Origin of the sequence: Rhizobium sp. 9140, assembly GCF_900067135.1 — a bacterium.
GTDB lineage: Bacteria > Pseudomonadota > Alphaproteobacteria > Rhizobiales > Rhizobiaceae > Ferranicluibacter.
Window position 1 is genome coordinate 114,098 of the sequence record NZ_FJUR01000003.1, and the last position, 20,159, is coordinate 134,256.

Here is a 20,159-nt window from a genome sequence, read left to right on the forward strand (position 1 = left end):
CATGCCAAGCCGGGCGCGACGCGGCGTAGCATCGCGCAGGCGCTGTAAATAACTTGGGGCACCCCATTAATTCAATCTTGAGGCATGCCCCCAATTTAGGGACTTTGTCCGGTGCATCGCCACGCGGAGCAACTTTGACATCTTCTGTTCCTCTTTCGGATTTCTATAAAATTACAAAAATTGCATAAACGCTCGATCAAGTCCGGCCTCGCGGTCAAGGCTCTATATTTAATCCTCCTGAAACGCTTGCTTGCGTCCTTTGCGCACTGACGGCAGCAGTACGGCGGCAAGCAGCACGAACGCAACGATCAGCAGCCCCGCGCTGACAGGACGGGTGATGAGCACGCTCGGATCGCCTTTCGAGAACAGCAAGGCGCGGCGGAGGAATTCCTCCATCATCGGGCCGAGGATGAACGCGAGCAGCATCGGTGCGGGTTCGGCATCAAATTTGCGAAAGACGTAGCCGACGACGCCGAACAGCGCCATCGCATAGACATCAAACGTGTTGTTGTTGACGCTGAAGACCCCGATCGCGCAGAACACGATGATGATCGGAAAGAGCAGGTGGTAGGGAATGGCGATCATCCTCACCCAGAGCCCAATCAATGGCAGGTTAAGGACGAGCAGCATCAGGTTCCCGATCCACATGGAGACGATCAGGCCCCAAAACAGCGTCGGTTGTTCGGTCATGACCGACGGACCCGGCTGAACTCCCTGGATGATCATCGCGCCGATCATCAGCGCCATGACCGAGTTGGACGGCAGGCCCAGCGTCAGCATCGGGATGAAGGATGTCTGGGCGCCGGCATTGTTGGCCGCTTCCGGACCGGCGACACCCTCGATGGCGCCTTTGCCAAACTCTTCGGGACGCTTTGACAGCTTCTTTTCCAGTGAATAAGAACCGAAGGAAGCAAGCGCGGCACCACCGCCTGGCAGGATGCCAAGCAGAGAGCCAAGTGCCGTGCCGCGCAGGATTGGTGCAGTGATGCGCTTCCAGTCTTCCTTCGTCGGCATCAGCCCAGTCACGCGCTTTGTCATCACCGAGCGGTCGGCCTCATTTTCCAGATTGGCGATGATCTCACCCAGCCCGAAGACGCCCATGGCGATGACCACGAAATTCAGACCGTCCGAGAGAAGCGGCATATCAAACGTGTACCGCGGCACAGCGGAGTTGACGTCGGTTCCAACCATGCCCAGCAGGAGCCCCACAAGGATCATGCCGAGCGCATGCAGCAGCGGCCCGGATGCCATGACGATCGAGGCGATCAGGCCGAGAGCCATTAGCGAAAAATATTCTGCCGGGCCGAACTGCAACGCGACCGCTGCAAGAGCCGGCGCGAACACCGCGATAAGGATCGTCGAGATCGTTCCCGCAATGAAGGAGCCGATTGCCGCTGTCGACAGGGCGCGACCGGCATGGCCCTGACGAGCCATCTGGTAGCCATCGAGCGCTGTGACGACGGAGGATGGCTCACCTGGCAGGTTGACCAGAATAGCGGTCGTCGAACCACCATATTGTGCACCGTAGTAGATGCCGGCAAGCATGATCAGCGCCGCTTCCGGTGGAAGGCCGAAGGTGATCGGCAGCAGCATGGCGATGGTGGCAACCGGACCGAGGCCCGGAAGGACGCCGATCGCGGTACCCAGGAAAACGCCAACCAGGCAATAAAAAAGGTTGTACATCGTGCCGGCGACGGTCAGGCCGAGCCAGAGGTTTGCAAAGATATCCATCAGGCCAGCCTCAGTTTCTAAACCATTCACCAAAAATCGGCATGGGAAGGCCAAGACCCTCAACAAAAACGACAACACAAAAGACGACGAGTGCCAGAAGCCCAAGTATCGCGCGGCCCTCCAGGCGAAAGCGTTCACTCGCGGCTGCGGAAATCAGGACCAGCAATGAGAGTGCTATCGCAAGGCCGGCGCGCTCAAGCAGAAAGCCAAAAGCGCAAACCGACAGGGTGACGAGGCCCAGCCCCTTCCAGTTGATGTCGCCGACCTGCGCCCCATCACGCAATATGCCGCGGCCGAGGGTGACTAGACCGAAAACGATCAGCAGGGAGGAGATGATTGTCGGAAAATAGCCGGGGCCCATACGGCCAGCGGAGCCGAAACTGTAATCTCGGGCGATGATGAACCCGGCGAGCCCGAGCGCCAAATAAATCGCTCCTATCCCAAAGTCCCGTTGGCCGCGTATCCGCATCATTTGTCTTCCTCCCTGATATAAAGATCATTGTGGCGCGCGCTGGCCGCCAAGCGATGGACCAGGACGTTCCGTCATGGGCAGGAGCCGAAGACCGAAGGGCTCGTTCGGCTTCTGCCAGCGTTCGATAAGTCGGTCATAGACGCCATTGGCCTGGTCGGCGGCGCTGTATCCGATCACGTGAAAAAAGCCGCCGGCTTCCGGATCAAGGTCGGTGCGACCCAGCAGAATAACCGAGAGGTCGACAGGAATGGCCAGGGATTCCGCGCGCAGCAGCTCGTGGAACTTGGCGCCATCTTCAATTCCCCAAATGACCAAGGCCCGACGCTTGGCTGGAGTGGCGACAGCCAGCGCCTCGCGAAGCGCAAGGATGGCTGTTTCCTCGTAGTCTTTGGGCGGCAGCTTCGCGATGCGGATCTCCGTTTGCAAGATCGACCGCAGGTCAGCGCGATCCTTCAGGATGCGCCAGCGATGAAGTCCCATTTCATTGGCAAGGAAGAAGCTGGACGTCGTCATGAGATGGATGCAGTCATGGCCGCTGACGAGCAGCCGGTCGATGGCAGCCTCGACAGACTGACCCCATTCGAAACCAACAGCATCAATATCGGTGCCCACCAACCAGGCGCCATCTACGATGATCGTATCGGTCTTTCGTCTGATCGCGGCAATCATGTCGATCGGCATCGTATCGAACGAGTTCTGTACAACGCAGGCATCGAAGCGCGGCAGTGTCTGCAGGATCTGCTTGGCGTGTTCGGGGTCGGAGTAGCCGACTTCAAGCGTTATGTGTCCGGCGTCATTCAGGCGCCGCTGCAATTCTTCCAGCACGACGCGCCCACGCAGATTGTTCGACGAGCGCCTCAGCAGGATGACACTGCGCTGGGTGCGGCTGCTGCCGTCCGGGCGGCTTTCCTTCACTGGAGCAGCCTGACCGCCGGTGAAGAATGTCCCACGACCGACATGCGCCGCGATGAGACCCTCTTCTTTCAACACCTTGAGGGCACGCTCGACATTCTGTTGGCTCAGCGAAAAGTCCTGCATTAGCCGCCGGACAGTGGGCACCCGCTCTCCCGGCGCTGCCGTCATGGCCACCGAACGAAGATAGGATTGTAGGCGGGTAGTATCACTCATGACGGTTTCCTTTAGTACAATACAATACATATCGGCAAGAGAAAATCGCCGCACACCGCATTTACGCTTGAAAGTTGGGCGACAAAGGCCTACCAAGGCTTATCATAGCAAGCAGGCAAATACAATATATATTGTACTGAGGAGGAGAAAATGATGCTCAGAAGGAACTTTGTGCGTGCAGCGATTGCTGCCGCGGCTCTCGCAATCGCGCCAATCCCGGGGAGCGCGCAGGATTCCGGGCCAATCACGTTGCTCGTGGGCTATTCCGCCGGCGGCAGCGCCGACTATGCGGCGCGCGTCATGGCGCCGGAGCTGAGTAAGCGTCTCGGCCGCTCGGTCGTCGTCGAAAATGCGACAGGTGGCAGCGGCATGATCGCCCTGCAGAAACTTGTCAACGGCAAGGTCGACGGCTCAACGCTCTATTACGGCGGGTTCGATACGGTGGCCGTGCCGATGCTCAACAAGTCGGTCAAGATCGACTGGAAGGAAGCAACGCTGCCGGTCGGCCGCACTGCGATCACGTCGATGGCGATCGTCGTACCGCAGGCATCGCCCTACAAGACGCTCGCGGACCTCGTCGCCGCAGCAAAGGAAAACCCGGAAACCATCACCTACGGTTCGCCCGGCATCGGATCGGCCCAGCACTTCGTTGGCGAGATGGTCGGGCACCGCGCCGGCGTCAAGCTCGTGCATGCGCCTTATCGCGGCGGCACACAGGTTTCCAACGACCTGCTCGCAGGCGTCCTGGACTCCGCCATCCTGACGACCTCGACCGCTCTAACCTTCGCGAAAGACGGGAAGATCCGCGTGCTGGCCGTCACCAGCGCAGAGCGTGCTGAGGCTCTGCCGGATGTTCCGGCCCTCACGGAAATCGAGGGTTTCAGGGGCCTGGCGCTGCCGCTATGGCAGGGGTTGTTCGTCAAGGCGGGAACCGATGAGGCCAGCGCCAAGAAAATCAGCGATGCGATTACAGCGTCGCTGGAGATGGATGAGGTGAAGAAGCGCCTGGCCGATGCGGGGTTTGCCGCGGCGCCAATGTCAATGGGTGAATTCAACGGCTTCATCCAGACCCAGGCCGATACCTATCGGCAGATCATCACAGAGTCGGCCATTACTATCGAATAATGCGCGCCTGGCGCTTCGGGTTCGTCCGGAGCGCATTTCTTCATCCATACGAAATCTGGATTTGTCATGACTGCAGGAATGTTCGACTCGTTTATCACCCGCCACTGGTTCAGCGCAGAGGCGAAGGAAATCTGGAGCGACCTTCAAACCCTGCAGGCTTGGCTCGATGTCGAGGCGGCGCTTGCGCAGGCGCAGGGCCATCTCGGCGTCATTCCGGCGGACATGGTTCCGGTCATCGCCGAAGCTTGCCGGCATGAGCACTTCGACACCGAACGACTGAGCCGGGACATCGCGCACGCCCAGCATCCCTTCGTACCCGTTCTGCGTCAGCTGGAAGAATTCGCGGGCGAACCAGCGGCCGGGTTCATTCACTGGGGTGCCACTACCCAGAACATCTTCGACACCAGCATGGCTTTGCAGATGCGCCGCACGCAGGCGCTGATCGACACTACGCTTTCTGCGGCCGAAACCTCACTCAGTGAACTCGCCCTTGCGCATCGCGATACGCTGCAGGCGGGCCGCACGCATGGTCAGCATGCCCTGCCGATGACCTTTGGCTTCAAGCTAACCGGCTGGTTGGAGGAGATCCGTCGTGACCGGCAGCGCCTGCGTGACCGCATCCGGCCTTCCTTCGTCGCCTGCCTTGGCGGCGCGATAGGCACCTTTGCTGCGATGGGTGACAAAGGCCCGGCGGTCGAAGCGGAGATGGCGACGATTCTCGATCTCGAGCCTGCTGTGTTGCCGATGCGCTCCTCCTTCGACCGCGCCAGCGATTATTTTTGCGCAATGGCACTGCTCGCGAAAACCGCAGAGAAGATAGCCCAGGACGTGGTTTTCATGCAGCGCACCGAGATCGGCGAGGTTGAGGAAGCCTTCCACATGGGGAAGGTGGGCAGTTCCACTATGGCTCAGAAGCGCAACCCGTCCACCGCGCTGCTGCTGATCAGCCTCTGCGGCCTGCTCTCGGCCCGTCTGCCCCTGATCCTGGGTTCGATGGTCAGGATGGACGAGGGGGATTCCTCCGCCACCAATGTCGCAGATGTTGCGGTCCCGGAAATCGCCATTCTGGGCGCCTCGGTTGCCGAAACCCTGGCGCGTCTCGTCGCTGGACTCGTCGTTCATGTTGACGCCATGAAACGGAACGTGGAGATCACCAACGGATTGATCGTGTCTGAGGCGGCGATGATGCAGCTATCCGATCGTCTCGGCCGCCACAAGGCTCATCACATGCTCTATGAGGCGGCGCAGCGTTCGGTCATGACGGGCACGCCCTTTACGCAGGCCATCGCCGAACATCCGGAAATGGCAGGCCATGACATGGTGACCCTCGATATCGCAGACTATACGGGTCAATCCGCTGCTCTCACCGTGCGATTGAATGGAGCGCGCTAAGTGACGCGACATGGTCGCCGTTCGATGGAAGTCAAGTACGGCTGTTTCGGCGCCCAGTACAAGTACAAGCGAACATTCTGCCTGAGGCCACGCAAGCCTCTGAAGAAGAGGCCGATTTCAGGCTGGTGCCGCTACACCAGTTACGGCAGTTCTGCACACATCAGGCGCTGGTTTTGATCTAGTGGTAAATCCTTCAACGGTGTTCGCGCGGCAATCTCTGCAATTCATGAATCGACTTATACCCCTTTAGGCGTGCAGGCGCGAAGTGAGCTAATTTGGTATCCTCGGGCCGATTGCCTATCATGATCTCGGTAACTTCCTCGGCCAAGGCGGGAGCGAGCCCAAAGCCATGGCCACTAAGACCAGCGACAAAAAGCAAGCCTTCGACACCTGCCGTTCCCACCGCAGGCAAAAAGTCTTGCGTCGTATCAATCAGCCCCGTCCACACGGCATCTAGTTCAAGCTCCGATGCAAGGGATGGAATCATATGAGCCAGGCGCGCAAGGCCGGCTTTCACAAAGCCGTCATTGGGAAGAAATTCAGCCCACTTGAATGGGCGAAGATCACGCCCGCGCCATACATCAGTCAAGTCTTCCAAGAGCGGTCGACCAATTTTTATGTTCATGGCACGACGATTGCTCCAAAAAGTAGGCAGAGTTGATATTGCTCCCCGCACATCTTCCCACCGAACGTGGACGTCAACATATCCACCCAGGCCGAATACGATGCGACCGCCGGCGTCCTGTCGAAAGCCTAGCTGGCCTACTTCCCACATTGTGCTTTCTGACAGTGGGGCGACTGGACGTGTCGCTGCCATTGTGGCAACCCCGGCGTGCGTGGGCAGAGCGATACCGGCCTTGGCGAGCAAGCGGCTAGTCCAGGCGCCTGTGGCGAGCAGCACCGCATTCGATTTGACATAACCTCGTTTGGTCTGCACACCTTTGACAGATTTATCGTTAATTGCGATTGAGGTGACGGGCGTTTGCTGGAAAAGCGCTATGCCGAGCTGATCGACGTGATCGAGGAGACTTCGCATCACCGCTTGGGGATCGGCTTGTCCGTCCCGTGGTGTAAATCCTCCGAACACGTAGCTCTTGGAAAGATGCGGACATAGTTTGTAAAGCTCTTCACCTCTGAGCTGGTGAAAATCGACATCAAATCGCTCACCAACCCGGGCCCATTCAGTGACACGGTCAACATCACGCGCATTGGATGCCAGAGACACGTGACCGCTTCTTCGAAACGAAAGCTGCGGGCCTATTTTTTGAGAAAGTTCACCCCATAGCTCACTGGATCGGGCCATGAGAGCAACCTCCGCCTCATCGCGACCTTGGACCCGTATGAACCCGAGGTTGCGACCTGATTGACCTGAGCCGGCATTGGCTGCTTCAATGATGATCGGATGCAGTCCAGCCTGCTTCAAGCCGATTGCAGTCAGCAGGCCGATTATACCCGCGCCAACAACGATCACGTCTGCCGAGTTCGGCAGCGGATCAGAAGCTTCCGCTTGCTCGACAAGTATCGGAAGTCCTCTTCCATCGACACGTAACCCACGATGTGGTGTCATATAAATCCAACCCCGCATTCGGCAATTGATCAGGCCATGTCATTGTTTACTGTGATGTTCGGGCACCTCCAATAACCATAAATTGGGACAACTCCTCATTCGCCAGTCGACCCAAAGGTACGCCGCGCGAAAGGTAGGCCGTTTGAAAGAAGGCAAGGTGAGCGAATTGAGATCCTGGGCATTTTACACTGAACCCGAAAAATTGAAGGTTGCCGGCGTCGACGTTGCCTACCGGCGTAAGGGAAGCGGCGCGCCAGTTGTTTATTTCCACGGCGCGGGCCTAACGCGGCGGTGGCTGCCCTTTTATGATGCAATGGCCGCTCACGCCGATGTCATTGTTCCCGAGCATCCCGGATTCGGTGACACTCCGATGCCTGATTGGCTTGAGGATTTTGATGACATCAACCTGCACTACGAGCAGTTTTTCGATGAACTGGGCCTCGACCGCTTCCACTTGGTCGGACATTCGTTGGGCGGCTGGATGGCTGCCCATTACGCGGTCTTCTTTTCACGTCGGTTATCGAGCTTACAATTGATAACCCCGGCGGGACTTCGCGGGAGCTTGCTGAACGATCCTTTCAGGCAGACTGGCGAAGAAGCCCTGGAGCGGGTGTTCAACGGGGAGGCTCACGCATATCCGGAATATCTCGAGGGCGACGAACGCGTTGAGCAACTGGTGCAGGACTATGCTGAACTCACCGCCCAGGCTCGGCTGATGTGGAACCCTCGCTACGATCCTCGCCTTGAGCGTCGGTTGGCACGGGTAAGAACACCAACCCGCGTGATAACCGTTGATGAAGACCGGATCATGAGCGCCGATGTCGCGTTGCAGTACGCCAGTCTTATTCCGGGGGCTGAAACCGCCAAGATACATGGCTCGACCCGCGCAACATCCCACGTTCCCTATGTGCAAGAGCCAGAGGCACTAGCGAGCCTGGTTCTTGAATTCGTCAATCGACACTCCGAGGCGTGACCATGAATAAGTTAGAGTTCTACCTCAACAATGGCGGTAAATACAGCTTCATTCCACGCCGCGAGAAACTGTCGAAATCGATCTTTATCAGTACTTCCACCAAGTACTTCGACCCCATCCGCGGGCAGAGAGTTATCGAAGACTTTTTGGACAACATGGTGCTGGGTGAACAACTCGGTTTCGATGGCCTCCTCGTGCTCGAGCAGCACGGTGGTCCAAATGCCGTGACAGGTCAGTCGATCGTCATGACAAGCGCCTTGGCGGCAAGGACCAAAAACATCAGGGTAGGGGCGGTGGGTCCTATCATGAACACCTACCTTTCTCCCATGAGATATGCGGAGGAGGTTGCTGCGCTGGATTATTTGTCTCGCGGACGCTTCTTCTTCGGTATGCCGGTCGGTATCGGACCAAATTATCACGCGCTGGGTATCGATCCTACGCGTGCACGTGAGCGCCTGCGAGAAGGACATGACCTCATGAAGAAGGCCTTCATGGAAGAAGGACCTTTCGAATGGGATGGCAAGTTCTTCAAAGTCCCATATGCGAACCTGTGGCCCAAGCCGCTGCAAAAGCCGCATCCGGAAATATGGGTGCCGGCCGTGGGTTCAAAAGACTCACTGAAGTTCGCGGCCGACAACCATTACACGTATCTGGCAATTCTCGTGCCGCGTCCGGTGCTTCTCCGGAACATTAAGACATTTCGTGACATGTGTGAGGAGGCTGGCTATACGGCGGACCCGACACAGGTCGTCGCCACCGCCACGGTTCATGTGGCCGAGACCGACAAACAGGCACGGCTTGAGGTTGAGGCCCATTTCATGTCGATGCTTCAAAACTCCTTTGGCTCGCCTTTCCACGATTCATTCCCGCCGGGACACGTCACTTCACAGTCCCTTCGCGGGATGATGAGTGGGGGCTATAGAGCCAAAGAGATTTCTGAAACAACTTTCGAGGAAGCCGTTGCCGATCGATCTATAATTTGCGGCTCACCCGACACAGTTGCTGAGCAGATTGAAGAACTGACCTCGGCCATGGGGGCAGGGCGTCTTGTTGTCAACTGTGATGGCTGGACCGCCCCGGCTTGGCTCACGCGGAAGAATATGACGATCTTCGCGGAAGAGGTCATCCCGCGGTTTCGTGCTCCTGGTGGGAAGCCCATCTGGGATAACAACAACTCGCAGGCTTGGAATACGACCAGTGAGTACGGTGCAAGGGTCGAGGAGCCGTTGGCGCGTCCGACCGTCCGCCTCGCGGATTCGGGGGTGGTTGATATCCGCACAGCGCATATTGAAGAGCTTAGGAAACCACTTGAACCATGACGCCAGATTTCGATCAATGCGGAGGACGAGCGGTGATGGCAGAGAAACTAATACGTGGTTTCTGGGCGGCTTTTGAAAAAGACGCTGTTTCCGACCTGGAGAGTTTTTTTACCGCTGATTACGTTCGGCATTCTCCTCAGGCTGACATAAGCCGGGATGATTTCCTCACCGTCATCCGCGACAGGGCTCGCGCATTTCCGGATTTGAAGACTGTTATCCTCGACGTTGTCGAGGATAAGGACAAGATCGCCTATCGTTGGGAATCTCACGGCACTCACCAGTGCACATTTATGAATGTGCCTCCGACGGGCAGAACGGTCAGGGTGAGCGGGATAACCATTAGCCGTATTTCAGGGGGGAAAATTGCCGAGGATTGGAGCAGTTGGCAAAATTCCGATGTTCTCCATGGCATGAGCGTTTTTCCGATCTGATTTTCGAATAACAAATGGAGCATATAGATGAGTATTACCGTCGTGGTCTCGATCAAGGGCACGTCAGTGGAGAAGATCCGTGAAGTTGCGACTGCACGTCCGGACTTGAGTGAAGCGCTCGGCACCCTCCTCAAAAAACACGGTGTGATCAGTCATAAGCGCTACCACAACGGAGACGACATCCTTGATATCGACGAGTGGGAAAGCGAAGAAGGGTTTCAGAACTTTCTTACAGAAGCACGCCCGCTGATCGACGAACTCGCGCGGTTAAGGGGTTCAGAGACGCCGACCGACAAGGTCTGGTTTCCGCTCTAACAGGGTTCGCTGCTCGAGAAACAGCGCTGCCACACTTGGCGCGTTTTGTAGTGCCTTCCGAGGTCGGCTCCAAACAATATTACCAGCGCTCGCATTATCGAGTGCGGCGGCATCGATGCCAGATCAGCTTCCCGATAAAAACTTTGCACCCGCTGCAGGCGATCTGGAGCCGGTGATTCCAAGCAGAACTGTACGTCGCCAGGAGGGATTTCACATGGCCGAAATCGAATTGACGGAAGCATTGAAGGGGTTCCATCGGAGCTTTCCCACGGGCGTTACCATTGTGGCTACGTCTACCGAAGGTTCTCCCTTCGGACTCGCTGTGAACGCCTTTTGCAGCGTCTCCCTCGATCCGCCCATGGTGATGGTATGTGTGAAGGCTACGTCCTCCACTTATGAAAAGCTATTCTCGGGAGACAGGCTCGGTGTCAGCATCTTGGCAAACGACCAGGCGCAAGTCGTCGGAGTGTTTGCGAAATCTGGCATCGATAAGTTCGCACAGGTGAAGTGGTCACCGGGTGAAACCGGCGCGCCGTTGATTGACGGCGCCTCAGCACAACTTGAATTCCATGTTACCAGTCGGATGCTGGCGGGCACCCACGCGATATTCGTCGGTGAGGTTACTCACGCCAGCTTTTCGGGAACGCCCCCCCTTATTTACGTAGGGGGCAGTTTGTTTGATGGTGGACAGTTGGTCCCGGTCTGACTTTGAGCGCGGCTCGGGCAGGGCGGCGCCGACGATCTCAAAGCAGGGCTGAATTTTCGCCGGACGGGCATTTTGCTTGGTCTGTATGACGACCTTAACAATACAGCGCCGTAATTTGCGTTGTGGCTCGTTAAATTCATCGTAAAGGGCGTCTCTGGAACGCCCCTGTTCGGGAGGAGAGTATGGAAAAAGTTCGCGCGAGCGCCGTCGAGGCATTAGCGGAGTTGCTGCATGACGACATGACAATCATGGCTGGCGGTTTCGGCCTTTGCGGTATTCCGGAGGCGCTTATCGGTGCCGTTCGCCTGTCTGGCGTACAGAATCTGACCGTCATTTCCAACAATGCCGGCATCGATGGCACAGGACTTGGTATTCTCCTTGAGACACGCCAGATCCGCAAAATGATTTCGTCCTACGTCGGGGAGAACAAGCTTTTTGCTCAGCAGTATTTGTCGGGAGAACTTCAAGTTGAGTTTAATCCCCAAGGAACTCTCGCAGAACGCATTCGCGCAGGTGGTGCCGGCGTTCCTGCCTTCTTCACCAGGACTGGTTACGGGACGCAAATAGCCGAAGGAAAACCTGTTCAGGAATTCGATGGCGATCATTACATTATGGAGCGCGCCCTTTATGCGGATCTCGCCCTTGTGCACGCCTACAAGGGCGACGAGGAAGGCAATCTCGTCTACCGCAAGACTGCCCGCAATTTCAATCCGGTCATGGCGACGGCGGCACAAGTCACGGTAGCCGAGGTCGAGCATCTCGTCACAGCAGGCGAGATCGATCCCGATCACATCCACACGCCCGGCATCTTCGTCTCCGCACTCGTTCATGTGCCCACGCCCATGAAGCACATAGAGCAGCGCACAACGAGAAAGCGAAACGCGCAACCGGAGGCGGCAATCTGATGTCCTGGACCCGTGAACAGATGGCGGCGCGCGCTTCGCTTGAACTCAAGGACGGCTTCTATGTCAATCTCGGCATCGGCATCCCGACGCTCGTCGCCAACTTCATCCCCAAAGGGATTGATGTGCGCCTGCAGAGCGAGAATGGAATGCTTGGAATGGGTCCGTTTCCTTACGAAGGTGAGGAGGACGCCGATCTCATCAACGCCGGCAAACAAACTATCACGGAACTGCCCGTCACAAGCTATTTCTCAAGTGCCGACAGTTTTGCCATGATCCGCGGCGGTCACATTGATCTTTCGATCCTGGGAGCCATGCAGGTGGCCTCCAATGGCGATCTGGCCAATTGGATGATCCCTGGCCACATGGTCAAAGGCATGGGCGGCGCGATGGACCTCGTAGCCGGGGTAAAAAGGGTCGTCGTCGTGATGGAACACCAGGCCAAGGAAAAGCCGAAGCTTCTGACCGAATGCACATTGCCTCTGACCGGCCGACGGGTAGCAGACCTTGTCATTACTGACCTTGGTGTCTTCGAAATTCAAAAGCGTGGCCCGGTCTGCATGACGCTGATCGAGCTCGCTGAGGACGTCACTGTGGAGGAAATAAAGGCCAAGACCGGAGCTGATTTCGACATCAAACTGCGGACGTAACCTACGGTGGAACTTTCCCCGCCGCGCCAGGGTCCGCGTTGACTGTGCCGCGTCAATGTGCGCGCCACGGTTTCGGCCCAAACCATGCGGCACCAGTACCGAAGAACAAAACTCCCGAACAGGGTATCGTACGAAAGGTTCTGTATGTCGCCGGCAGCAACGTGAGCGCGGGGCACCAAGCGAACGGCTCTGTCACCTCTTTCGCGTCATCCGCACTGAGACGGAAGCGGGGAGCGCGGGCTCCCTGGCGCCGCGGGCTGAGGCGATAGGGGTGGAGCCCGCACGTTTGATCCGATGCAGGTGCAGTCCGATCCCGGTTTGATCATTGATTACGGGTTACTGCGCCATCGAGCTTGTCAACGGCGGAGTAAAATCCTGCCACGCGGCGGCGCAAAAGTCGGCCACTTGTGGCGCGCGCATGAGACCGCCGGGAGGGCTTAGGCCCGAGCGGGGGTCTCATGCGCGCGTTGCGATTTTCGAAGGGCGTCAGCCGGCCTTTCGGGCGCGGCTTTGGGCGAGACGATAGCTGTCGCCGTTCATCTCGAGGATGCTGACGTGATGGGTGATGCGGTCGAGCAAAGCGCCGGTCAGGCGCTCGGACCCCAAGGTTTCCGTCCATTCGTCAAAAGGAAGGTTGCTGGTGATCAGGGTCGCGCCTCGCTCGTATCGTTGCGAGATCAGCTCGAACAGCAATTCCGCGCCGGTCTTTGACAGCGGCACGAAGCCCAGTTCATCGATGATCAACAGCTGGTAGGCGGCCATCTGCTTCTGGAACCGGATGAGACGCCGCTCGTCGCGCGCCTCCATCATCTCGCTGACCAGTGCGGCCGCTGTCGTGAACCCAACGGACAGGCCCTTCTGGCAGGCGGCCAGGCCGAGGCCGAGCGCCACATGGGTCTTGCCCGTGCCGCTGGGGCCGAGAGCGATAACGTTCTCCCTGCGCTCGATCCATTCGCAGCGCGCCAGTTCCAGCACCTGCATCCTGTTCAGCTTTGGGATGGCGGCGAAGTCGAAACTGTCGAGGCTTTTGACGACCGGGAACCTGGCCGCCTTGATGCGACGCTCGACCTTGCGACGGTCCCGTTCGATCATCTCCCGCTCGGCAAGCCGGGTGAGGTATCCGACATGATCGACGCCTTCGGTGGCGCACAGCCGGGCCAGCTTCTGGTACTCGCGCTGGAAACTCGGCAGCTTCAGGGTTTTGAGATAATGGGTGAGAAGGATCTCGGGTGCTTGGGTGTTCATGCGACTTCTCCCGCATCCGACGACAGGAGACGCATATACGCCTTCGCCGATGTCGTCTCGACCGTCGCCCTCGGCAAATACGGGTAGATGGACAGGTCCAGTCTGGGCGGCCGGCGTTCCACCCGGCACAGGATCAGATGCTTGACGGCGTCAAAGCCAATGGCGCCAAGCTGGATCGCCTGCTTCACCGCCGCATGCAGATCGGCGAGTTCGAAGCTCTCCAGCAGGCGGAGGACCTGCACGTACTCACGCCGGCCGTGTTTGGCCATGCGGCCTTCCATCAACCGGCGCAGCGTAGCGAACTCTTGCGGCAAGTCCCAGCCCTGGAGGGGCGCTGCCTGATCCAGCGAATTGATCTTCTGCTCGATCAGCGGCAGGTAATGGACAGGATCGAAGACGACGTCTTCCCGTTCCCAGCACCGAGGATGGCGGGCGATGATCTCGCCACGGCCACCAATGACCACTTCGTTGACATAGCCGCGCACCCACACATCCTGATGGCCATAGGCGACCGGGACGGAATAGTCGTTGGTCTTGTAGCGCACCAGCGACTGCGCCGTCACCTTGGCACTTGCCTGGTCGCAGGCATCAAATGGCGAGGCTGGCAAGGCGCGCATGGCAGCCAGATCGCGCCGCAAGCGCTCGCCGATCGTCTCGCTCTCGCCGCGCAGCCTGTCGCGCTGGCGCTTCCGGCACTGCTCCTCCAGAAAGGTGTTGAACGCCTCCCATGTCGCAAACTGCGGGATCGGTACCATGAAGTTGCGCCGGGCATAGCCGACGAGACCCTCGACGTTCCCCTTGTCGTTGCCCTTGCCGGGACGGCCATAGCGATCCCGGATAAGGTAGTGGGACAGGAAGCCGCTGAACAACGTCGCGCGCTTGCGGGTGCCGTCAGGCAAAATCTTCGCCACCAGGCAACGGTCGTTGTCGTAGACGATCGATTGCGGCACGGCGCCGAAGAAAGCGAACGCATGGACATGGCCATCGACCCAGGCCTCGGCCACTGCCGCCGGATAGGCCCGCACGTAGCAGCCGTCGCTGTGCGGAAGGTCGAGCACGAAGAAATGCGCCTTCTGCTCGACACCGCCGATGACCACCATCGCCTCACCGAAATCGGCCTGCGCATGGCCGGGCGGATGCGACAGCGGCACGAACACTTCCTGGCGGCGCTGATCCCGCTCGCGCATGTAATCCTTGATGATCGTATAGCCGCCAGTGAACCCGCATTCGTCTCGAAGCCGGTCAAACACCCGCTTGGCCGTATGGCGCTGCTTGCGCGGCACTTGTCTGTCTTCGTCCAGCCAGTGATCGATCGTCGAGACAAACGCATCCAGCTTGGGCCGCCGGATCGGTGATTGTCGCTGATAGCCAGGTGGCGTCGAATAGGACAGCATCTTGGAAACGCTGTCGCGCGATATGTTGAAATGCTTTGCAGCCTGACGCCGGCTCATGCCTTCCGAGCAAGCCAGTCGAACCTTCAGATATAATTCCACGGTATAGATCCCCAGGCCCTCCTGCGCTCATTGCAGAAGAGAAATAGGTGGCCGACTTTTACGCCGCCCGAAGCGGGACAATCCCGCCGCTACCGTGGTCTAATTTTGCACCGCCGCTCTCACCTGTGCCGGACCTGAGATCGTACCAGAGCCCAGGAGATCACCGATACGCATGGGGCAGCCTGAAGCAGTGTGATGTGCAAGCTGTTGAGCGCTTGAATAATACATTTGATTGTAGTTGGTCTGTCCCATTCGCTGACCATTCATCATCCAGCCAATCGTGAGATCATACAATCCAGGTCGCTCTTCCTGAAGGTAAGGAAGCAGCGCATTGGTGCGTTCAGCCCCCATGCTTCGAAATGGCTCGAGCGCTGCCTGTGTCACGATCCACGCTCCGATAGTCGTACCAAGTGCTTTGGATTGGAAGGGCCCGAGCGGTTGATACTCCCAGGCTTGAATATCTCGTGCAGACCAGTCATTCAGCAGAACGTAGCCGAAGATCATGTCATCGGCCTGATCAACGCTGACACGGTCACCCAGGGCGGAAGTGGCTCCGACGATGGCGCCGAGCTCCAGCTCAAGATCGAGGCGGCGACATGCGACCCATTCGGGGCCGTCCTCCCCCTTGACCTGTCCCATAGGACGTCGAATTGGCGTGCCGGACACGACAACTGATGAGGCACGCCCATTGTAGCCGATTGGCATATGCGTCCATTGGGGAGGCAGGGCATTTTCCGGTCCACGGAATAGGACGCCGACATTGAACGCATGGTTTTTTGAGGCATAGAAATCGGTGAATTCAGTGACTCTGATGGGCAGATGCAAAGTTGCGTCGTTCATCGATATCAGGGGAAGCTCCTCCGTTGCTTCTTCTCGAAGCAAGTCAGTCAGTCTTGAGCGAACTTCCCGCCATTTTGCTCGACCCAGCTCGATAAAGTCGTTGAGGTATGGCTTGATGAACGTCCCGTTGGCATTCAACAATCCCCGTTCTTCGCATGCCGCCAGGTCCAGAATTGCATTCCCGATAGCCACACCGCATCGTGGCTTTTGCGCGCCGACGGAAAACACACCGTAGGGGAGGTTTTGTATCGGAAACTCGCAATCCGCTTCATTGGCCGATGCGATCCTGCTTCTCAGCAGCTTTGTCATGCTCTGTGTCCCATCGAAGTCACTGGATATGTCTGTCTGGCAGCAAGGCCCCGCCGATCTGAGAGATCATTTCAGCCCAGGCGTACCATCAAATTTTTTCTCGAGCTTGTTCCACACCTCAATGTACTCCTCCTGCATCGGAGCCTCCTTGGCGGCGAACTCGGTCAGATGTTGAGGGAAACGGGTCTCGAACATGAAGGACATGGTATTTTCGAGCTTTTCCGGCTTGAGTTCCATGTTTGAGGCACCTTCGAAAGCGTTCTTGTCCGGTCCATGCGGAAGCATGCAGTTATGCAGACTGATGCCGCCAGGAGCAAAGCCGTCGGGTTTGGCATCGTAGACGCCATAAATATTTCCCATCAGCTCAGACATTATGTTCTTGTGGTACCATGGGGGCCGGAAGCTATGCTCGGCTACCATCCATCGTTCGCGGAAAAGTACGAAATCGATGTTGGCTGTTCCTTCTTGCCCAGACGGCGCGGTTAGAACGGTAAAAATGGACGGGTCAGGATGATCGAACAAGATCGCTCCTACGGGTGAATAGGTGCGCAGATCATACTTGTATGCGCAGTAGTTACCATGCCATGCCACAACATCCAGAGGGGAGTGTCCGATCCAGGTTTCATGGAATTGGCCGCACCATTTCACGACAACGCGACTTTGCACTTCCCGGTCTTCAAAAGCGGCGACCGGGCATTTGAAATCGCGCGGATTGGCCAGGCAGTTCGCCCCGATCGGCCCCCGGTTCGGTAGGTCAAATTTCTGGCCGTAGTTCTCGCAGACAAACCCTCGGCATGGGCCATCAACAACTTCAACACGATAAACGAGACCTCGCGGAATGATCGCGATTTCCTTCGGCTCTAACTCGATCACACCAAGCTCCGTGCAGAAACGAAGCCGTCCTTCTTGCGGAACAATCAGCATTTCGCTGTCGGCAGAGTAAAAATACTCCTCTTTCATCGAGCGAGTTACGAGATAAACATGACTGGCCATGCCTACCTGAATGTTTACGTCCCCAGCGGTCGTTATGGTCCGCATGCCTGTGACCCAGTTCAGATCCTGATCTGCCGTTGGTAACGGAATTGGATCCCAGCGATATTGGCCCAAACTCATAATGTTCTGCCGGTTCGGATCATGCGGCAGGATGTTTGGCGCTGTTTTCCAATACGGTACGTCGATGGGCTTGAAGCGGCCGGTGTGATGGACCGAAGGTCGTATGCGGTAGCACCAAGTGCGTTCGTTCTGCCCGCGGGGAGCGGTGAATGCGGTGCCCGACAGTTGCTCGGCGTAAAGCCCGTAATTGCATTTCTGTGGCGAATTCTGGCCCTGAGGCAATGCGCCGGGCAGCGCCTCCGTCTCGAAGTCGTTACCGAACCCCGGCATATAGCCCTCGGCAGTGCCTGTTTTGGAGCCGGACCGGATTGTAGTCTCACTCAAATCGCGCATATCCACGGGCACACCCCTAAAACTCGTTGCTCATGCAACGAATAAACGTTGCGCCAGCAACGATGTCAATGCAAAAAATACGAGATCGAGCAAGATTGTTGTCTTCGCAACGATTATGTATGCTTCGCACATCACGGGGACGCCAATGACCTTTCAGCTGAACGATTTCCTACCCTACCGTCTTAATGTTGCGGCTGCGCAAGTGAGCCGACGTTTCGCCGCGCTCTATAAAGCCGAAGCCGGCTTGTCGGTACCTGAGTGGCGCGTTCTGGCGCACCTGAATGGATCAGGACCCGTCAGTGTCCGCGATATTGTCGGGAAGGTGAATCTGGAAAAGTCTGTTGTTAGCCGCGCCGCTGATAGCTTGGCGCGGTCGGGTTATCTGATGAAAACCGTTTCGGTCCAGGACCAGAGGCTCGTTGCACTTGAACTCACGCCATCGGGAAAACAACTGATGCAACGCCTTGGGCGCATAGCGGCCGACTTTCAGGCTACGCTCCTGAACGAATTGGGTGCCGATGCAGATTCTTTCAAGCGAGCGCTGACGCTGCTTGGCGAAAGTCCCCAAACGTGAAGGCAAACGACATCCGTTAGAAATCACCGGCCCGAGAACAAGGTCGGCCAACGGACACAGGCCATGTGATCTCTGCCCTTATTGTCGACCCCAACCTGCATCGCCGAACCCATTGCGCAAATAGCCAAGGTCGCAGGATCTGCTCGATGCAGGAGAGCTGAGCCAGTTTTATAATCAACCAAGTGCACCAATCGACTTGCCTAGCTTTCCGCAGAGCCCATTGATCGCTATCCTGAGCGAACAAGGTGGTAGACAGGTTGACCTCAAGCCTGTCTGCTTACGGAAAAGCCAAGGCATACAGCGACGTGAAAATCGATCAACAAACCACTCGGGCGATGAACCGTCGTCTAATCCTCAATCTCATCAGGCGTGAAGAGCAGCTTAGCCGGGCGGATATTGCGGCCGCGACAGGTTTGAGCCCGGCGGCGGTGACCTTCGTCGTCAGTGATCTGATCTCGGAAGGTTATCTCATCGAAGGCAAGACGATACCAGGCGGTGGAGGGCGTAGGCCCATTCCGCTCGAGATCAACTATGCCGGCCATCTCGCCATCGGCATCAAAATGAATGTTGGCAGTCTGGAATGCGTACTTACCGATCTATCCACTGCAACGCTCTCGTCCCTTACTATCGAGTTCAAGGATCCTTCCCCGCAATCGGTTCTGGATGCGGCGGAAAAAGCGGTGACACGATTGCAGCGGCTGGCGCCGGAAGGGGCCGGGCTGCTGACCGGAGTAGGCTTTTCCATGCCGGGCACAATCGATGCGGAGAGGGGAATCTGCATCAAAAGCCATCGCTTTTTCTGGGAAAATGTGCCGTTTGCCAGCATGTTACAGGAGCGTGTGAATGTACCCGTCTGGATGGAGGATGACACGTTGGCCTTCGCGCTGGCGCAGCATCTTTTCGGTCTTGGGCGGCAGCACCGGGTCTTTACGGCGGTGGCCATCGGGGTCGGGATTGGTTGCGCGACGGTGGTGGACGGTAAGGTGCAGCGTGGCGCGCACGGGGATGCGGGCAAGATCGGGCATTCGATGCATATGATTGACGGACCCCTGTGCGAATGCGGGCGCCATGGCTGTCTTCAGGCCTTTTACTCCGAGCCCGCGATCGTCGAACGCTGGCGTAAGGCAATGGGTCTGGACAAGGACCTGGCCGTGAACCGTTACGCGATGAAGGAAGCCGCGTTGCAAGGCGATTCAATTGCCAGGGACATTCTGCAGGAGGCTGGCGAAGGCATTGGCCTTCATCTCGCGCGCATGGTCGCTGTCGTCGATCCGGAAATCATCATTGTCGGCGGTGAAGCGGTGAGTTTCGGCGATCTGCTGTTCAACCCGATGCGAAAGGCGCTTGAGCTCAACTGCTTCACGCCACCGCCTGCACTCGTGCCGGATGAGAGAGATAATTTCTGGAGCAGCGGTGCGGCGGCTCTGGCGACGCAAGGCCTGTTCAATTTCGAGATGACGACGCCTGCCTTTCCCGCATAACAAAGCGGCGAAGGTGCTTGTGACACCTTCGCCGCTCGTTTCGGGGGATTTACACCCCTC

19 protein-coding genes are annotated in these 20,159 nt (G+C 57.6%); 11 read left to right on the plus strand and 8 right to left on the minus strand.

Annotated elements, in window-relative coordinates:
* Window positions 1-228: 228 nt before the first annotated feature.
* The 3 genes from GA0004734_RS23440 to GA0004734_RS23450 are packed head-to-tail and all read right to left on the minus strand — an operon-like array spanning window position 229 to window position 3,331.
* Window positions 229-1,731: a tripartite tricarboxylate transporter permease gene (locus GA0004734_RS23440; RefSeq protein ID WP_052820716.1), complete on the minus strand. Its 1,503-nt coding sequence runs from the start codon at window positions 1,729-1,731 to the stop codon at window positions 229-231.
* Window positions 1,732-1,741: 10 nt separating this feature from the next.
* Window positions 1,742-2,203: a tripartite tricarboxylate transporter TctB family protein gene (locus GA0004734_RS23445; protein WP_052820717.1), complete on the minus strand. Its 462-nt coding sequence runs from the start codon at window positions 2,201-2,203 to the stop codon at window positions 1,742-1,744.
* A gap of 24 nt (window positions 2,204-2,227) precedes the next feature.
* Complete coding sequence (locus GA0004734_RS23450; protein WP_092938427.1) at window positions 2,228-3,331, minus strand: GntR family transcriptional regulator; 1,104 nt, start codon at window positions 3,329-3,331, stop codon at window positions 2,228-2,230.
* Window positions 3,332-3,631: 300 nt separating this feature from the next.
* Here GA0004734_RS23450 and GA0004734_RS23455 point away from each other — a divergent pair, with 300 nt between their 5' ends.
* Together GA0004734_RS23455 and GA0004734_RS23460 are read left to right on the plus strand one after the other, a co-directional pair.
* Complete coding sequence (locus tag GA0004734_RS23455) at window positions 3,632-4,456, plus strand: Bug family tripartite tricarboxylate transporter substrate binding protein (protein WP_245292617.1); 825 nt, start codon at window positions 3,632-3,634, stop codon at window positions 4,454-4,456.
* Between the two features lie 78 nt (window positions 4,457-4,534).
* Entirely contained in the window at window positions 4,535-5,848 is a 1,314-nt protein-coding gene (locus GA0004734_RS23460; RefSeq protein ID WP_234899596.1) for a class-II fumarase/aspartase family protein, read from the plus strand.
* 193 nt (window positions 5,849-6,041) lie between these two features.
* Here the strand turns inward: GA0004734_RS23460 and GA0004734_RS23465 are convergent, their stop codons facing one another.
* A complete protein-coding gene (locus GA0004734_RS23465) occupies window positions 6,042-7,415 on the minus strand; it encodes an NAD(P)/FAD-dependent oxidoreductase (RefSeq protein ID WP_167378266.1) in 1,374 nt (457 codons plus the stop codon).
* Window positions 7,416-7,557: 142 nt separating this feature from the next.
* Here GA0004734_RS23465 and GA0004734_RS23470 point away from each other — a divergent pair, with 142 nt between their 5' ends.
* From GA0004734_RS23470 to GA0004734_RS23500, 7 genes are all read left to right on the plus strand, one after another.
* The gene (locus GA0004734_RS23470; protein WP_052820721.1) at window positions 7,558-8,388 is read left to right on the plus strand and encodes an alpha/beta fold hydrolase; all 831 of its coding nucleotides are present in this window, start codon (window positions 7,558-7,560) and stop codon (window positions 8,386-8,388) included.
* Between the two features lie 2 nt (window positions 8,389-8,390).
* On the plus strand, window positions 8,391-9,707 hold the full coding sequence (locus GA0004734_RS23475; RefSeq protein WP_052820722.1) for an LLM class flavin-dependent oxidoreductase: 1,317 nt from the start codon (window positions 8,391-8,393) through the stop codon (window positions 9,705-9,707).
* Complete coding sequence (locus tag GA0004734_RS23480; RefSeq protein ID WP_080823926.1) at window positions 9,704-10,138, plus strand: ester cyclase; 435 nt, start codon at window positions 9,704-9,706, stop codon at window positions 10,136-10,138. The genes GA0004734_RS23475 and GA0004734_RS23480 overlap by 4 nt, the downstream gene beginning before the upstream one ends.
* A 27-nt stretch (window positions 10,139-10,165) precedes the next feature.
* Window positions 10,166-10,453, plus strand: coding sequence for a hypothetical protein (locus GA0004734_RS23485; protein ID WP_052820724.1), 288 nt, complete (start codon window positions 10,166-10,168; stop codon window positions 10,451-10,453).
* A 115-nt stretch (window positions 10,454-10,568) separates the two neighbouring features.
* On the plus strand, window positions 10,569-11,159 hold the full coding sequence (locus GA0004734_RS23490) for a flavin reductase family protein (protein WP_197283347.1): 591 nt from the start codon (window positions 10,569-10,571) through the stop codon (window positions 11,157-11,159).
* 182 nt (window positions 11,160-11,341) lie between these two features.
* Window positions 11,342-12,064 (plus strand): CoA transferase subunit A, encoded by a 723-nt coding sequence (locus GA0004734_RS23495; protein WP_052820726.1) that lies wholly within the window; start codon window positions 11,342-11,344, stop codon window positions 12,062-12,064.
* Window positions 12,064-12,711, plus strand: a complete 648-nt coding sequence (locus GA0004734_RS23500) for a 3-oxoacid CoA-transferase subunit B (protein ID WP_052820727.1) — start codon at window positions 12,064-12,066, stop codon at window positions 12,709-12,711. Before GA0004734_RS23495 ends, GA0004734_RS23500 begins: the two co-directional genes overlap by 1 nt.
* A gap of 486 nt (window positions 12,712-13,197) precedes the next feature.
* Here GA0004734_RS23500 and istB read toward each other — a convergent pair whose 3' ends face one another.
* The 4 genes from istB to hmgA form a co-directional block, all read right to left on the minus strand.
* Complete coding sequence (gene istB / locus GA0004734_RS23505) at window positions 13,198-13,956, minus strand: IS21-like element helper ATPase IstB (protein WP_092930036.1); 759 nt, start codon at window positions 13,954-13,956, stop codon at window positions 13,198-13,200.
* Complete coding sequence (gene istA / locus GA0004734_RS23510; RefSeq protein WP_139056207.1) at window positions 13,953-15,449, minus strand: IS21 family transposase; 1,497 nt, start codon at window positions 15,447-15,449, stop codon at window positions 13,953-13,955. The genes istB and istA overlap by 4 nt, the downstream gene beginning before the upstream one ends.
* 99 nt (window positions 15,450-15,548) lie before the next feature.
* Window positions 15,549-16,598 carry a fumarylacetoacetase gene (gene fahA, locus GA0004734_RS23515; RefSeq protein ID WP_245292613.1) on the minus strand — a complete coding sequence of 350 codons (1,050 nt, stop codon included), beginning with the start codon at window positions 16,596-16,598 and terminating at the stop codon, window positions 15,549-15,551.
* A 66-nt stretch (window positions 16,599-16,664) separates the two neighbouring features.
* The gene (gene hmgA, locus GA0004734_RS23520) at window positions 16,665-18,044 is read right to left on the minus strand and encodes a homogentisate 1,2-dioxygenase (protein WP_052820740.1); all 1,380 of its coding nucleotides are present in this window, start codon (window positions 18,042-18,044) and stop codon (window positions 16,665-16,667) included.
* Between the two features lie 145 nt (window positions 18,045-18,189).
* On the opposite strand from hmgA, the gene GA0004734_RS23525 reads away from it, so the two are divergent.
* Together GA0004734_RS23525 and GA0004734_RS23530 are read left to right on the plus strand one after the other, a co-directional pair.
* Window positions 18,190-18,618 carry a MarR family winged helix-turn-helix transcriptional regulator gene (locus GA0004734_RS23525; RefSeq protein WP_052820781.1) on the plus strand — a complete coding sequence of 143 codons (429 nt, stop codon included), beginning with the start codon at window positions 18,190-18,192 and terminating at the stop codon, window positions 18,616-18,618.
* Between the two features lie 257 nt (window positions 18,619-18,875).
* Window positions 18,876-20,099, plus strand: a complete 1,224-nt coding sequence (locus GA0004734_RS23530) for an ROK family transcriptional regulator (protein WP_092938431.1) — start codon at window positions 18,876-18,878, stop codon at window positions 20,097-20,099.
* Window positions 20,100-20,159: the final 60 nt, after the last annotated feature.

Excerpts from the sequence above, each read along its gene's own strand:
- hmgA (WP_052820740.1), bottom strand. The coding sequence starts at position 18,044 with ATGCGCGATTTGAGTGAGACTACAATCCGGTCCGGCTCCAAAACAGGC.
- GA0004734_RS23455 (WP_245292617.1), top strand. The coding sequence starts at position 3,632 with ATGGCGCCGGAGCTGAGTAAGCGTCTCGGCCGCTCGGTCGTCGTCGAA.
- GA0004734_RS23480 (WP_080823926.1), top strand. The coding sequence starts at position 9,704 with ATGACGCCAGATTTCGATCAATGCGGAGGACGAGCGGTGATGGCAGAG.
- GA0004734_RS23445 (WP_052820717.1), bottom strand. The coding sequence starts at position 2,203 with ATGATGCGGATACGCGGCCAACGGGACTTTGGGATAGGAGCGATTTAT.
- GA0004734_RS23465 (WP_167378266.1), bottom strand. The coding sequence starts at position 7,415 with ATGACACCACATCGTGGGTTACGTGTCGATGGAAGAGGACTTCCGATA.
- GA0004734_RS23475 (WP_052820722.1), top strand. The coding sequence starts at position 8,391 with ATGAATAAGTTAGAGTTCTACCTCAACAATGGCGGTAAATACAGCTTC.
- GA0004734_RS23450 (WP_092938427.1), bottom strand. The coding sequence starts at position 3,331 with ATGAGTGATACTACCCGCCTACAATCCTATCTTCGTTCGGTGGCCATG.
- GA0004734_RS23500 (WP_052820727.1), top strand. The coding sequence starts at position 12,064 with ATGTCCTGGACCCGTGAACAGATGGCGGCGCGCGCTTCGCTTGAACTC.
- GA0004734_RS23525 (WP_052820781.1), top strand. The coding sequence starts at position 18,190 with ATGACCTTTCAGCTGAACGATTTCCTACCCTACCGTCTTAATGTTGCG.
- GA0004734_RS23440 (WP_052820716.1), bottom strand. The coding sequence starts at position 1,731 with ATGGATATCTTTGCAAACCTCTGGCTCGGCCTGACCGTCGCCGGCACG.
- istB (WP_092930036.1), bottom strand. The coding sequence starts at position 13,956 with ATGAACACCCAAGCACCCGAGATCCTTCTCACCCATTATCTCAAAACC.
- fahA (WP_245292613.1), bottom strand. The coding sequence starts at position 16,598 with ATGACAAAGCTGCTGAGAAGCAGGATCGCATCGGCCAATGAAGCGGAT.
- GA0004734_RS23495 (WP_052820726.1), top strand. The coding sequence starts at position 11,342 with ATGGAAAAAGTTCGCGCGAGCGCCGTCGAGGCATTAGCGGAGTTGCTG.
- GA0004734_RS23490 (WP_197283347.1), top strand. The coding sequence starts at position 10,569 with ATGCCAGATCAGCTTCCCGATAAAAACTTTGCACCCGCTGCAGGCGAT.
- GA0004734_RS23460 (WP_234899596.1), top strand. The coding sequence starts at position 4,535 with ATGTTCGACTCGTTTATCACCCGCCACTGGTTCAGCGCAGAGGCGAAG.
- GA0004734_RS23485 (WP_052820724.1), top strand. The coding sequence starts at position 10,166 with ATGAGTATTACCGTCGTGGTCTCGATCAAGGGCACGTCAGTGGAGAAG.